General features: G+C 69.4%; 13 protein-coding genes. 7 read left to right on the top strand and 6 right to left on the bottom strand.

Going from position 1 to position 13309, the window contains the following annotated elements; genetic code table 11:
* The 6 genes from HY049_11245 to HY049_11270 form a co-directional block, all read right to left on the bottom strand.
* The coding region (locus HY049_11245) for a glucosidase (protein ID MBI3449479.1) at positions 1-2638 on the bottom strand (2638 nt) is incomplete at its 3' end.
* Positions 2639-2653: 15 nt separating this feature from the next.
* Complete coding sequence (locus tag HY049_11250; GenBank protein MBI3449480.1) at positions 2654-3550, bottom strand: VOC family protein; 897 nt, start codon at positions 3548-3550, stop codon at positions 2654-2656.
* Positions 3551-3642: 92 nt separating this feature from the next.
* Positions 3643-5190 carry a GMC family oxidoreductase gene (locus tag HY049_11255; protein ID MBI3449481.1) on the bottom strand — a complete coding sequence of 516 codons (1548 nt, stop codon included), beginning with the start codon at positions 5188-5190 and terminating at the stop codon, positions 3643-3645.
* Positions 5183-5959 (bottom strand): aquaporin, encoded by a 777-nt coding sequence (locus tag HY049_11260; GenBank protein MBI3449482.1) that lies wholly within the window; start codon positions 5957-5959, stop codon positions 5183-5185. The genes HY049_11255 and HY049_11260 overlap by 8 nt, the downstream gene beginning before the upstream one ends.
* 28 nt (positions 5960-5987) lie before the next feature.
* Positions 5988-7103, bottom strand: a complete 1116-nt coding sequence (locus HY049_11265; protein ID MBI3449483.1) for a glucose 1-dehydrogenase — start codon at positions 7101-7103, stop codon at positions 5988-5990.
* Entirely contained in the window at positions 7100-7522 is a 423-nt protein-coding gene (locus HY049_11270) for a DoxX family protein (protein MBI3449484.1), read from the bottom strand. The genes HY049_11265 and HY049_11270 overlap by 4 nt, the downstream gene beginning before the upstream one ends.
* Before the next feature lie 220 nt (positions 7523-7742).
* Between HY049_11270 and HY049_11275 the strand changes: the two genes are divergently transcribed.
* The 7 genes from HY049_11275 to HY049_11305 all read left to right on the top strand — a co-directional run bounded on the left by HY049_11275 (position 7743) and on the right by HY049_11305 (position 12914).
* The gene (locus HY049_11275; protein ID MBI3449485.1) at positions 7743-8588 is read left to right on the top strand and encodes a GNAT family N-acetyltransferase; all 846 of its coding nucleotides are present in this window, start codon (positions 7743-7745) and stop codon (positions 8586-8588) included.
* Entirely contained in the window at positions 8585-9316 is a 732-nt protein-coding gene (locus tag HY049_11280) for a 1-acyl-sn-glycerol-3-phosphate acyltransferase (GenBank protein ID MBI3449486.1), read from the top strand. The genes HY049_11275 and HY049_11280 overlap by 4 nt, the downstream gene beginning before the upstream one ends.
* Positions 9274-9861 (top strand): hypothetical protein, encoded by a 588-nt coding sequence (locus HY049_11285; GenBank protein ID MBI3449487.1) that lies wholly within the window; start codon positions 9274-9276, stop codon positions 9859-9861. The genes HY049_11280 and HY049_11285 overlap by 43 nt, the downstream gene beginning before the upstream one ends.
* 7 nt (positions 9862-9868) lie before the next feature.
* Positions 9869-11446, top strand: a complete 1578-nt coding sequence (locus tag HY049_11290; GenBank protein ID MBI3449488.1) for a VTT domain-containing protein — start codon at positions 9869-9871, stop codon at positions 11444-11446.
* Positions 11447-11542: 96 nt separating this feature from the next.
* Positions 11543-11950, top strand: coding sequence for a hypothetical protein (locus HY049_11295; GenBank protein ID MBI3449489.1), 408 nt, complete (start codon positions 11543-11545; stop codon positions 11948-11950).
* 53 nt (positions 11951-12003) lie between these two features.
* The gene (locus HY049_11300) at positions 12004-12459 is read left to right on the top strand and encodes a heme-binding protein (protein ID MBI3449490.1); all 456 of its coding nucleotides are present in this window, start codon (positions 12004-12006) and stop codon (positions 12457-12459) included.
* On the top strand, positions 12456-12914 hold the full coding sequence (locus HY049_11305) for a cupin domain-containing protein (GenBank protein MBI3449491.1): 459 nt from the start codon (positions 12456-12458) through the stop codon (positions 12912-12914). Before HY049_11300 ends, HY049_11305 begins: the two co-directional genes overlap by 4 nt.
* Positions 12915-13309 lie beyond the last annotated feature (395 nt).

Genomic DNA, 13309 nt, shown 5'->3' on the forward strand with positions numbered 1-13309 from the left:
GCGCCGTCCACCCCGTCTGATGCGATGCCCCCACGCCGCGGCCGCTCTCCCCGTGGAAGTACTCATAGAAGAGCACCAGATCCTTGAACGCGGGATCCGAGGAGTAACGGGCATCTCCCCCGTGCACCGGCCGAGCCCCTGACGCATCCGGCAGGAAGATCCCCGACAACCGCGAAGCAATCTCGGATGACGCTTCCTTGAGCGTGACCCACCGCCCCGAGCCGGTCGGCAGCTCGACCTTGAGGTCGTCGCCGTAGAAGTGGTGGTAGCGCTCCAGCGCCTCGACGATGAGGAAGTTGAGCGGGAACCAGATCGGGCCGCGCCAGTTCGAGTTCCCACCGAAGAGGCCCGTGTTCGACTCCCCCGGGACGTAATCGACCCGGTAGTCCTGCCCCATGCTGTGGAAGACGTACGGCTCCCTCTCGTGGAACTTCGAGACCGAGCGGATCCCGTGAGGCGAGAGAAACTCCGTCTCGTCGAACAGGTATCGAAGGACCTTCTCGAGCCTCTCGCGCGTCGGAATCGCCAGAAGCCGATGCCCGTGCCCCGACCCATTGGGCGCCATGACGCTGATCGTTCCGGCGAGGTCGGTGCGGTTCTCGAGGAACCACTCCATCCGCTTCTTGAACCCGGGGAGGCGATCGATGACGTCGTCCTCGAGGATCTCGACCGCAAACAACGGAATCACCCCGACCAGCGACCGCACCCGCAGGGGGATCGACTGCCCGTCCACGTGCAGCCGGTCGTAGTAGAAACCATCCGATTCATCCCACAGGCCGGTGCCCCCCAGCCGGTTCATCGCGTCGGCGATGGCGACGAAGTGCTCGAGGAACTTCGAGGCCATGTCCTCGTACGCGGGGTCGTCCACCGCCAGCTCGAGGGCCATCGAGAGCATCGTCGAGCAGTAGAAGGCCATCCACGCCGTGCCGTCGGCCTGCTCGAGGTGCCCGCCTGTCGGGAGGGGCTGCGACCTGTCGAAGACGCCGATGTTGTCGAGGCCGAGGAAGCCCCCCGCGAAGATGTTCCGGCCGTCGACGTCCTTCCGGTTGACCCACCAGGTGAAGTTCAAAAGGAGCTTCTGGAAGACGCGGGCCAGGAAGTGTCGGTCGCGCTCGCCGCGCGCCCCGGTCATCTTGTAGACGCGCCAGGCCGCCCACGCGTGGACCGGCGGGTTCACGTCGCCGAAGGCGAACTCGTAGGCGGGGAGCTGGCCGTTCGGGTGCATGTACCACTCGCGGAGGAACAGGACGAGCTGGTCTTTCGCGAAGGTCGGGTCGAGCTTCGCGAAGGGGATCATGTGGAACGCGAGGTCCCACGCGGCGAACCAGGGGTACTCCCACTTGTCGGGCATCGAGATGATGTCCCGGCTGTACATGTGCCCCCAGTCGTGATTGCGCCCTCCGTTCCGGGCGCCGTCGGGAGCGGGCTGCTTCGAGTCCCCCTCGAGCCAGTCGTTGACGACGTAGTGGTAGAACTGCTTGCTCCAGAGAAGCCCCGCGTTCCCCTGGCGCCAGACGAGGCGCTCGTCGGGAGTCATCGCCTTCGGCGCGTGCGCGTCGTAGAAGGCGTCGGCCTCTTTCTTTCGCGCCAGAAACGTCTCCGCGAACTCGGCGCCGAGGGGTCTGTCGACCGCCTCGGCGTGAGACGTCAGCCGGAGGTGGACGACGTGCTCGCCGCCGGCGGGAATCGTGAGGATGTAGTGGGCGGCGGCCTTCGTACCCTTCCCCTCGGGGTTCACGGCGTCGCGCCGGCCCGAGACGACGTGATCGTGGAGGGCGTCCTTAACGTGCGGAGAGGCGTTGGAGCTTCCGAAGAGCTTCTGAGTGTTCGTCTCGTTCTCGGTGAAGAGAAGCTCAGGGGCCTTTCCGTCGGGGCCGTGCCCCACGGCCAGGGTGTACCGGCCGAGCGTCTCGTGATCTGCGCGTATCGCGGAGGCGCCGGCGCGGGTGAGGGCGGGCTTCACCGTGGTGGCTTCGTGCTTGGCCCCCCAGACCCAGGTATTCCGGAACCAGAGCGTCGGGAGAAGATGAAGCGTCGCCGCCTCGGGACCCCGGTTCGCGACGGTGATGCGGATCAGGAGGTCGTCGGGAGATCCTTTCGCGTACTCCGCGGTGACGTCGAAGTACCGCCCCCCGTCGAAGGCGCCCGTGTCGGCCAGCTCCAGCTCGGGGGCCCCCTGTCCGCGCCGGCGGTTCTCCTCGACGAGGCGGGCGTACGGAAACTCCATTTGAGGGTACTTGTAGAGTGCCTTCATGTAGCTGTGCGTCGGCGTCGAGTCGAGGTAGTAGTAGAGCTCCTTCACGTCCTCGCCGTGGTTCCCCTCGGGGCCTGCGAGGCCGAAGAGACGCTCTTTGAGGATCGGGTCTTTCCCGTTCCACAGCGCGAGGGCGAAGGCGAGCCGGCACTCGCGATCGGCGATGCCCAGAAGGCCGTCCTCACCCCACCGGTAGGCGCGGCTCCGCGCGTGATCGTGCGAGAAATAATCCCAGCAGTTCCCGTAAGGGGAGTAGTCCTCGCGGACGGTGGCCCACTGCCGCTCCGACACGTAGGGGCCCCAGCGCTTCCAGTTCCTCTCCCGCCGCGCGTCCTCTTCGAGACGGCGCGACTCGGCCGTGTGGTCCGCTCCGGGCTTCGACATGGGTGTTGGTCTCCGTCAGTTCGTTGAGGTCAGAAGAAGGGCATGGCCGTCGGCGTCGCGCACCTGCGCGGCCCGCGCGGAGCCGTCACTCACGGCTCCCGCCGAGATCCAACGCCCGCCTGCGGGGCGGACCGCCTTCGCGGCGGCATCGGCATCCCGCGTCGCGAGGCGCGTTTGCCACTGCCAGAGATCGCTCGCCTTCGAGTCGAGGGGATAGGGGCGTCCGTCCGACGGCGCGAGGTACTCGAGGAACTCGATTCCGGGGCCCGAGCCCGCCCTCAGAGACGTGATCCGGAGCCGCGCCCCGAAGACGTTGTTGAGGTGCTCCTGCTCCACGCCGTAGTTCTCGCTCTCGCCGGCCACGTGAAGGCCGAGGGTGTCGCGGTAGAGCCTCAGGCTGGCGTCGGTGTCTCTCACGACGATGGCGGTGTGGTCGATGCCGAGGAAGAGGCCACCCCCCGGGCGCTGCCACTTCGGGTCCCCCTTTCCCGGCGGGAACGAGATCACCTCGAGGACGTGCCCGTCCGGGTCCTTGAAGTAGAAGGCGCGGATCCCCGCGGCGCCGCGGTTCCACTCGGGGAGTTTCTGCGGCCCGGTCGAGGCGTGCTCGACGCCGTGGCTCCTCAGGTGCTCGTAGGCCCGATCCATGTCGGAGACGACGATCGCGACGTGCTGGAACCAGCCGTCCTCGCTCCGGGAGTCGGCCGGGATCGGCCGTCCCTTCGGCGCGAGGTACTCCGTCAGGTCGAGCGCCTCGTCGCCGAGGCGCAGCCGCACGACGCGCGCGCGGGCGCCGAAGACTCCGTCGAGGTGCTCGAAGGCGTCCCCGGAGAGCTCGACGTCCGAGACCTTCGTGAAGGGGAGGACCTCGGTGAAGAAGCGCAAGGAGCGATCCATCGACGAGACGGTCATGCCGACCCCTTCGACGGAGGTGACGAGAGGGGCCTCGGCTGCAAGAGCGCAGGTCGCGCCAAGGGTGAGAAGCGCGAGGAGAATGAGGCGTCTCACCGCAGCCTCTCGAGGAGGTGATCGCCGACGCGGAGCGCGTTCGCCATGATCGTGAGGGCCGGGTTCACCGCGGCGCTCGACGGGAAGAAGCTCCCGTCCACGACGTAGAGGTTCTCCACCTCGTGCGCGCGGCAGCTCGGATCGAGGGCCGAGGTCTTCGGGTCGCGGCCGAACCTCACCGTGCCGTTCTGATGGGCCACAGCGGCGAGAGGAAGCCTCTGCCCGACGAAGAAGTTGCACGGGAGGAGATGGTCGTGGCAGTCGATCTCCTTGAGGAGGCTCTTGAGCTTCGCCTGGAGGCGCTTGTGCCCCTCCTCGTTGTTCGGCCCGTACGACAGGACAATCCGCCCCTCGCGGTCGAGCGTGACCCGGTTGTCCGGGTCGGGGAGGTCCTCCGACGTCATCCAGAAGTCGAGGGAGTGCTTCGCCATGAGATCGAGCGTCATGCCCGGGACGATCGACGGAGCGCCGGCCGAAAGGGTGTCGGCGTCGAGCTTGCCGACGAAGGAGATGTGCCCCATCGGGAAATCCCAGTCCTTCGAGGCGAAGTACCAGTCGTTGAGCGCGAGCGTCTTCTGGAATATCGACGGGTTCGGCGTCTTCGAGATGGCGAGGAGGATCGAGTTGATGTGCCCCATGTAGTGCCGTCCGACGACGTCGCTTCCGTTCGCGAGGCCGTTCGGGTGTTTCGCGTCGGCCGACCTCAGGAGGAGCGCCGCCGAGTTGATGGCCCCTCCCGACACGACGACGATCCCGGCCGAGTACGTCTCCTTCTCGCCGTTCCTCTCGACGTGCACTTTCGTCACCTCGCGCCCCGACGGCCCGGTCTCCAGGCGCGAGACGAAGGCGTCGGTGAGGAGCGTGACGTTCGGGTGCGTGAGGGCCGGATCGACGCAGACGACCTGGGCGTCGGACTTGGCGTTCACGAGGCACGGGTGGCCGTCGCAGGTGCTGCAGCGGATGCAGGGGCTCTTCGAGCGGTTCTTCTCGTCGAGCATGATGCCGAGGGGGACGTGGAAGGGCTTGTGGCCGAGCCGCGCGAGGTCGTCGTGGAGCCGTTGGATGCGCGGCTCGTGGCTCACCGCGGGGAACGGGTACGGCCCGCTGGCGTGAGGCTCCGTGGGATCGACGCCGCGCTCGCCGTGCACGTGGTAGAGGCTCTCCGCCTGCATGTAGTACGGCTCGAGATCGTCGTATGTGATCGGCCAGGCGGGGGAGAGCCCGCCGTGGTGGCGCAGCTCGCCGAAATCCTCTCGCCTCAACCTGAACAGGGCGGAGCCGTAGAACTTGGTGTTTCCGCCGACGAAGTAATTGGTGTGCGGGTGCAGGGGCTTGCCGTCCCTGTCGCGCCACTGCTCCTTCGTGTTGTACCGGGCCTCGACGTTGACGGCGCGCGTGCTCCAGTTCTCCTTCTCGCGCGGGACGTAGGGGCCGCGCTCGAGGAGGAGGATCTTCTTCCCCGACGGGGCCAGCCTGTAGGCCAGCGTGCCGCCGCCGGCTCCGGTCCCGATGATGATGACGTCGTAACGGCCGTTGTCACCCATCTCTGTCTCCACTGGCACGGCGCACCGCCGGCATGTAGTTGCAGCGGAAGATGCACCGCTGGTCGTTGTCGTGATGGTGCTTCGCGCACAGAACGGCCGCGGAGCTCCGGATGGTCTTGTAGAGCTCGGCCGCCGCGAGCATTCCGGCGAGCGGCGCGGTCACGTAGATCCAGAAGGAGGTCCAGATCGATCCCTCCCACGCGGACGCGAACGAGCGCGCGGGATTCATGCTCATGCCCGAGATCGGGGCTTCGAACGTGATGTAGGTCGCGACGAGCGTCCCCGCGAAGAGCCCCGTGAACCTGGCGATGCGCGGCTGGTTGCTCACGGTGAGGACCGTGAGCATGAGCAGGAACGAGATGCCGACCTCCGCCGCGAACGCGACGCGCGGGCCGCCGGGCCCCGGCAGCGTGGCGACGAAGTTCACATCGGCGCTGCGGAGCGCCCCTCCCAGCAGGCGGGAGGCGACGAAGATCCCGGCGGCGCCGCCCGCGAACTGGGACAGGACGTAGAGCGCGGCGTCGCGGCCGTCGATCTTGCCGAGGCGCCAGAAGGTGAGCGTCGTCGCCGGGTTGATGTGCGCTCCTGAGCGCTGCCCCCACGGCGAGTAGATGATCGCGACCGCCGTCAGCCCCATGCACACGCCCATGAGGGCGCGCCTCAGCATCGGATCGCCGATCGCCTGGCGCACCGGGGAGCCGGAGTACTCGAGGAGCGAGCCGAACACGCAGGCCGAGATCATGAAGACCCCCAGCCCGGCCGCCTCCATCAGGTACTCGGGCCAGTGCTTGCGCATGTCAGGAGGCGAACGCCAGGACGTTCTTGATCCCGGTGGGGCGCGCGAGGAGGAGGTCCCGGTGCGCCTCGATCGGGAACCGTCCCGTGACGAGGCTCTTCACCGCGCCGGGCCACCGCTCGACGAACGCGCCGAGGTCCTTGATGGCGGCGGCGAAGGTCTCCTTTCCCGCGTTGACGGTCCCGAAGACGACCTGATTCTTGAGGACGAGGTTCCGCATCAGGAGATCCGTGTCGACCTCGACGGGGGCCTTGCGGCCCGGGACTCCGGTGAAGACGAAGACGCCGTTCGTGCCGAGGACGCCCAGGAGATCGAACGCCGTCTTCGAGGCGCCGACCGCCTCGTAGACGAGATCGATGTTCCCGACGATCTCTCTCAGCTTTTCGAACGAGGTCGTCTCGGCCGGGACGTACTTCGCGCCGAACGACTCGACGATCCGCGGCTTGTCCGCGTTCCCCCCCGAGCGGGAGTAGACGTACGTGTCGAAGCCCGCGTTCGCGAAGGCCATCGCGCCGAGGAGCCCCACCGGGCCGGCGCCGAGGATGACGGCGCTCTTCTTCCAGCGCATCGAGCCTCGGAGCGAGACACCCTGCGCCCAGGGCATCCGCATCTGGACCTGCTCGAGCTGCATCAGCGCCTTCTCGGCGATCGTGAGGGGCTCGACGAGGACGGCGACGTCGCGGAGGGAGGCCGGGACGGGGTTCATGTAGTCCTGGTCGTCCACGACGACCTCGGTCATGAAGCCGTGGGCTTCCTTGATCCCCCGCTCCGTGAAGTCGCCGGTGTAGCAGAAGTCCTGGCGACCGCTGCGGCAGGCGACGCACGTGTCGTGCGGGCACGGGCGGCGGACCATCGGGACGACGAGGTCGCCGACCTTCAGCTTCGTGGCGCCCGGGCCCAGCTCGATGACGCGGCCGAGGGACTCGTGTCCGATGACGAGGTTCTGATCGCCGCGCGGCGGCGTGCCGTACTCGAAGGCGCAGATCTCGCGATCCGTGCCGCAGATGCCCACGTCGAGCATCCGGATCTTCACGTCCGTCGCGGTTCTCAATTTCGGCTCCGCGGTCTCGAGGAGCGTGAGCTTCTTCGTTCCGGGCGTGACGGCGATCGCTTTCATCGGACATCTCCATGGTCGAGGAATCGGTTGAGGATCGGAACGTCGCGGCGCCTGAGGAACGCGACCGCGGCCGCGGAGGCGAACGCGACGAGGGCGAGTGCGAAGAGGAGCCCGCCGTCCCCCTGGACCACGATGCCGAGGCGGGTGAGGTGCGCGACGATCGCGCCCGAGAGGACCCCCATCGTCATCAGGGCGCCGAGCCACGCGGTGCGGGGGGCGAGGAGGAGGAGTGCCGCGACGAGCTCGGCGACCCCCGACCCGATGCGCCCCCACGGCTCGAGGCCGAGCGTCGAGAAGATGTAGACCGATTCGGGGGCTCCCGTGAACTTGAAGAAGAGTGTCTGTCCGAGGATCCCGGCGGCCAGGAGCTGGCAGAGCCAGCTCACCGCGAGCCCGCCGCCGCGGAGCCCTACTGCCATCGGCATCCCGTGTTCCGTTCGCGCCTGGATCATCGTCCCCTCCTCTGAGCCGCTTCCGGGTGTGGCCCGGCGCGTCCTCTCGTCACCGCGCCGCTGTGATGCCGGGGGCGGGACTTCGTTTCGGGCTCGGGCGGGATGAATCTCCAGGAGCTCCCCACGAAACCAGGAGAGGGCGCGTGCATCGAAGCGACGGCGCCGGTCGGGCGCGGGGAGGTGGACGATGCTGCAGAGACAGATGGTCACGCCGGGCCTCACGTACGCTCCGCCCGCCGCGCCGTTCACGACTCCCGAAGCCTACCCGGCCTTCCGGGAGGCCCTACCCACCACGGAGACGGCCCAGGGGCGCTACCGCGTGCGCTTCGCGAAGAGCTCCGACGATCTCGACGCGGTCCTCAGGCTGCGGTTCGACGTCTTCAACCTGGAGCTCGGAGAGGGAATGGACGCCTCGTTCGAGACGGGGCGCGACGAGGATGCGTTCGATCCCCTCTGCCATCACCTGATGGTCGAGGAGGCGGCGACCGGGCGGCTGGTCGGAACGTACCGGATGATGACCAGCTCGATGGCCGCGCGCGGCCGCGGCTTCTACTCGGCCGGCGAGTTTTACCTCGGCCTCCTCCCCGACGCCGTCCTCGATCAGGCGATCGAGGTGGGGCGCGCCTGCATCCACGCCGACTTCCGCAATCGGCAGACTCTGTATCTCCTCTGGAAGGGGCTGGCGTCCTACATGACGTGGAACCGGAAGCGGTACCTGTTCGGCTGCTGCTCGCTGACGAGCCAGGATCCGGCGGTCGGCATCGGCGCCCTCGCGCGCCTCGCCGCGGACGGGGCGGTCGATCGCGATCTGCGCGTGGTGCCGCTCCCCGGCCTCGAGTGCCGGCTCACCCCCGCGGACGCGATGCCGGCCGGGGAGACCCGCCTCCCGATTCTGTTCAGGACGTACCTCCGCCATGGGGCGAAGGTGCTGGGGCCGCCCGCGATCGATCGCGACTTCAAGACCATCGACTTCTTCACCTGCCTCGACGTCGCGTCGATGGCACCCGAGCACCGGAGGCTCTTCTTCTCGTGAGCGCGCTCCGGTCGATCCTGAGGGTGGCCGGCGCGGCCGCCGTGACCGCCGCGGGGTACGCGGTCCTCGCGGCCGCCTCGCCCGCGCGGAGGGGCCGCGTCGTGCGCCTCTGGGCGCGCGCGATGCTCCGGATCCTCGGCGCCCGCCTCGAGGTGCGGGGGAAGCGCCCGGAAGGGCCCTTCCTCCTCGTCGCGAACCATCTCGGCTACGTGGACGTCCTCGTCCTCGCGTCGCAGCTCGACTGCGTCTTCGTCGCGAAGGACGACGTCGCCTCGTGGCCTCTCGTGGGCCGCCTCTGCCGCACGGCCGGGACCCTCTTCGTCTCGCGCGAGCGGAAGTCCGACGCGCCGCGAGCCGCCGCCAGGATCGAGTCGGCGCTCCGCGAGGGGCGCTCCGTGGTCCTCTTCCCCGAGGGGACGAGCTCCGAGGGGGCGACGGTCCTTCCTTTCAAGTCGGCGCTCCTGGGTGCGGCGGCGCGCGCGGGCGTCCCGGTCGCGTGCGCGGCGCTCACGTACGCCACCTCGCCCGGCGACGCGCCGGCCCGTCTCGCGATCTGCTGGTGGGGCGACATGGAGTTCACACGGCATCTTCTCGATCTTCTCCGCCTGCCGCGGTTCGCCGCGCGGCTGTCGTTCGGCGCGGAGAGGGTCTTCAACGCGGACCGGAAGGTCCTGGCGGTGAGGCTATGGCACTCCGTGCGACGGCAGTTCGAGCCCGTGACTTCGTAGAGATCCCGGCCCCGCCCCGCTTCCGGCCGGCCGATCCGAACATCCTCTTCCTGAGGCAGGCGAAGGACCTGCTCCGGGCGATCGACGATCGGGCCTACCGGTCGGCGACCGGCCTCCTCCCCGGCGGGACGGCCGGAAAGCACCTCCGTCACGCGCTCGACTTCTACTTCGCGCTCCTTCTCGGCGCGCCCACGGGACGCGTGGACTACTCCCGCCGCCGCCGCGATCCGGGGATCGAGACCTCACGCACCCTCGCGCTCGCCGCCCTCGACTCGATCGAGCGACGCCTCTCGCTCCTCGGCTCGAACGATCTCGGCCGCCGGCTCGACGTGAGGTCGGAGGAGTCGGAGGACGCCGAGACAGGGGACAGCTGGTCCCGGTCGACGCTCGCGCGCGAGCTCCATGCGGTCCTGAGCCACACCATCCACCACTACGCCCTCATCGCGGTGATCCTCAGGTCCCACGGCATCTCGCCCCCACCGTCGTTCGGCGTCTCGCCGTCGACGCTGAGGCACCGGGGCCGCGCCTTCCTCAGGGAGGCGTGACGGGGCCGTGCTCCCGCTCCTCCTCTCGCTCGCCGCCGGGACGCTCGTGAGCGAAGATCTCACCTGCGCCGGGGCGGGGTTCATGGTCGCGACGGGACGCGCCGGCTTCCTCGAAGCGGCGCTCGGCTGCTTCCTGGGGATCGTCGCCGGCGATCTCCTGCTCCATCTCGCGGGGCGCCACCTCGGCAGGCGGTTCCTGGCGCGGGCGCCGCTCAGGTGGATCCTCGCCGAGCAGGACGTCGCGCGCGGCGCCGAGTGGTTCGCCCGCCGGGGGGGCGCGACGATCCTCCTGTCCCGCCCGATCCCCGGGACGCGCCTTCCGACCTACTTCGCCGCGGGGCTCTTCGGCATGCCGGTGGCGTCGTTCGCCCTCTGGTGCGCCGCCGGGGCCGCCCTCTGGACCCCCGCGCTCGTCGCCGCGTCGGCCGCGGCCGGGGGAACCGCGCGCGGCGCGACCGGGCACGGCGGGACGGCGGCGATCGCCGCGGCCCTCGCACTCGTCATGGCCGTGCGCGGCGCGGCGTGGCTCTCCTCGTGGTCGAATCGCCGCCGGGCGCTCGGAGCGCTCCGTCGTCTCGCGCGGTGGGAGTTCTGGCCGCCGTGGCTCTTCTACCCGCCCGTCGTGGCGTACGTTCTCGCGCTCGGCCTCCGCCATCGCTCGCCGTCCCTCTTCACGGCCGCGAATCCCGCGATCGACAGCTCGGGGTTCGTCGGCGAGTCGAAGATCGGGATCCTGCGAGGCCTCGCGACGGGAGGGGCGCCCGTGGCGCGGTTCCGCCTCCTCCCCGCGGGCCTTGAGGCGGTGGATCGGGCGGCGCTCCTCGCGGAGTTCATGGCGCGCGAGGATCTCTCCTTCCCGGTGGTTCTCAAGCCCGACGTGGGCCAGCGCGGATCGCGGGTCGCGATCGCGAGGGATGTCGGCGAGGCGGCGCGGTACCTCGAGTCGGCGCCGTTCGACGTCGTCGCCCAGGAGCACATCGGGGGGCTCGAGTACGGCCTTTTCTACTACCGCCTTCCGGAGGAGCCGCGCGGCCACCTCCTCTCGATCACCGAGAAGACGATGCCCGAGGTCGAAGGAGACGGGGTGCGGACCATCGAGGAGCTGATCCTCGGCGACCGCCGCGCGGCCTGCATGGCGCGCGTCTACCTCGATCGCCTCAGGCCACGACTCGGCGAGATCCCCCGGGCGGGGGAGCGCGTCGTGCTCGCCGAGCTCGGGACGCACTGTCTCGGGTCGATCTTCCTGGACGGAGAGCGGCTCCGGACGGGCGAACTCGAGGATGCCGTCGATCGCGCGAGCGCGGGGTACGAGGGGTTTCACTTCGGACGCTACGACGTCCGCGCCACGAGCGAGGCGGATCTCCGCGCCGGCCGCTTCACGATCCTCGAGCTGAACGGCGTCACGTCGGAGTCGACGGACATCTACGATCCGCGGAACTCCCTCCTCGACGCGTACCGCCGCCTCTTCGCGCAGTGGCGGATCGCGTTCGAGATCGGGAGGCGGAACCGGGACCGCGGCGCCCGCGTGACGGGCGTGCGCGAGATCGCCGCGCTCGCCCTCTCCCACCTTCGCGCCTCCGGCTGAAACGCCTCCCGCGCCGGTCGCATCACAGCGGCAGGACCGGCGCGAGGGGCGACATGAAGTCGCCGCCGCGGCCGGGACATTCCGGGAGGAGATTCCATGAACCGACATCGCACGCTTCGCCGTCTCACGCTCCAGGTCTTCGGGCTCGTCACGGCCCTCGGCATCCTCGTCGTCTCCGGCTTCGGCGCCGACATGCACACCAGCGGCCCGTTCGCCGGGGCCAAGGCGAACAAGGGGACGGTGAGCCACTCGATCGTCAACGGGAAGAGCACGCTGACCCTGTCCGACGACTTTGTCGTGCCGGACACTCCGGATCCCCACTGGCAGCTCGTGGACTCGAAGGGGCACGTGTACCTCCTGAACAAGCTGAAGATCAAGGGGGACAAGGTCAACAGCACCCTCGTGATCCCGTCGTACGTGAAGGACGTCGCGAAGGTCCAGATCTGGTGCGCCTTCGCCGAGACCAACCTGGGAGAGGCGACCTTCGCGAAGGCCGTCCGATGAGCCGCGAGGCTCGGAAGGAGTTGACGATGCGAACCATCATCCGAACGGCGGCCATGGCCGCGCTCGCTGCGGCGTTCGCGCTCGCGCCCGCCGCGGCGCAGACCACCTCCGGCAAGAGAGTCCTCACGCTCGAAGGAGCGAAGGCGGTCGTCGCGGCGGCCGAGGCCGAGGCGAAGAAGGGAAACGCCGGCGGGGCAATCGCCGTCGTCGACGACGGCGGCAACCTGATCCTGGTCGAAAGGCTCGACAACACCTTCTCGGCATCCGCGAACATCTCGATCGGCAAGGCGCGTTCCGCGGCGAACTTCCGCAAGGAGACGAGCGTCTTCGAGGACGCCATCAAGAGCGGGCGCACGTCGCTCATCGCGAACCCCGAGCTCCTGCCGCTCCAGGGTGGGGTGCCGATCGTGGTGGACGGCCAGGTCGTCGGCGCCGTCGGCGTCGCCGGCGCCAACAGCGCCCAGCAGGACACCGACATCGCCCGGGCGGCGGCGCTGGTGATCAAGTGACCGGGAGGGTCCCCGCAGGCATCACGGCCGCGGGCCTCGCGCTGACGGCCTCGTTGTTCATCGCGGCGGTCGGCGCGGGGACGGAGGGCGCGGGGGACGTCGCGTACTTTCCGGCCGCCGATGTGAAAGCGGCCTTCCTCAAGGGGGCGGTCCTCGCGAAGCGCGAGAACTACATGGTGCACGCCAGCCGCCGCGACGCGGCGGGGCAGGCCGAGGTCCACGTGAAGGACGCGGACATCATCTACGTCCTCGAGGGGTCGTCGACTTTCGTGACCGGCGGCCGCGTCGTCGAGGGGAAGGAGACGGCTCCGGACGAGATCCGCGGGTCGCGGATCGACGGCGGCGAGACGCGCACCATCTCGCCCGGGGACGTCCTGATCGTGCCGAAGGGGACGCCGCACTGGTTCAAGGAGATCCAGGGCCCCGTCGTCTACTACGTCGTCAAGGTCCGTTGAAACGAAGGGGGGAGAGCCGATGAATCTTCGAGGAATGATCTCCGCGGCGGCCGTCGTCGCCGCGACGACGCTCTCGGGGGGCGTCGCCGCGAGGGCGGCCTCGCCGGCCCCCGAGGGGTCGGCCGACGCGTCGATCGATCTCACGACGGCGGCCGGCGCGAGCCTCGCCGGCGCCGCGTGGCGCTACCACGACGCGACGCTCGCCGAGGTCGAGTTCCGCTCCCCGGGAGCCGACCTCAAGCCCTCGGGCCCTCCGAACCGGACGCTGGACGTCACGCCGCACGCCGGCGGGACCGACTTCGACGACTCGGCGTGGGAGACGATCGACTCGACCAAGCTCTTCCTCCGGAAATCCACCGGAAAGGTCTGCTTCGCCTGGTACCGCCTGAACGTGA

The sequence above is a fragment of the Acidobacteriota bacterium genome (genome assembly GCA_016195325.1).
Lineage (GTDB): Bacteria > Acidobacteriota > Polarisedimenticolia > JACPZX01 > JACPZX01 > JACPZX01.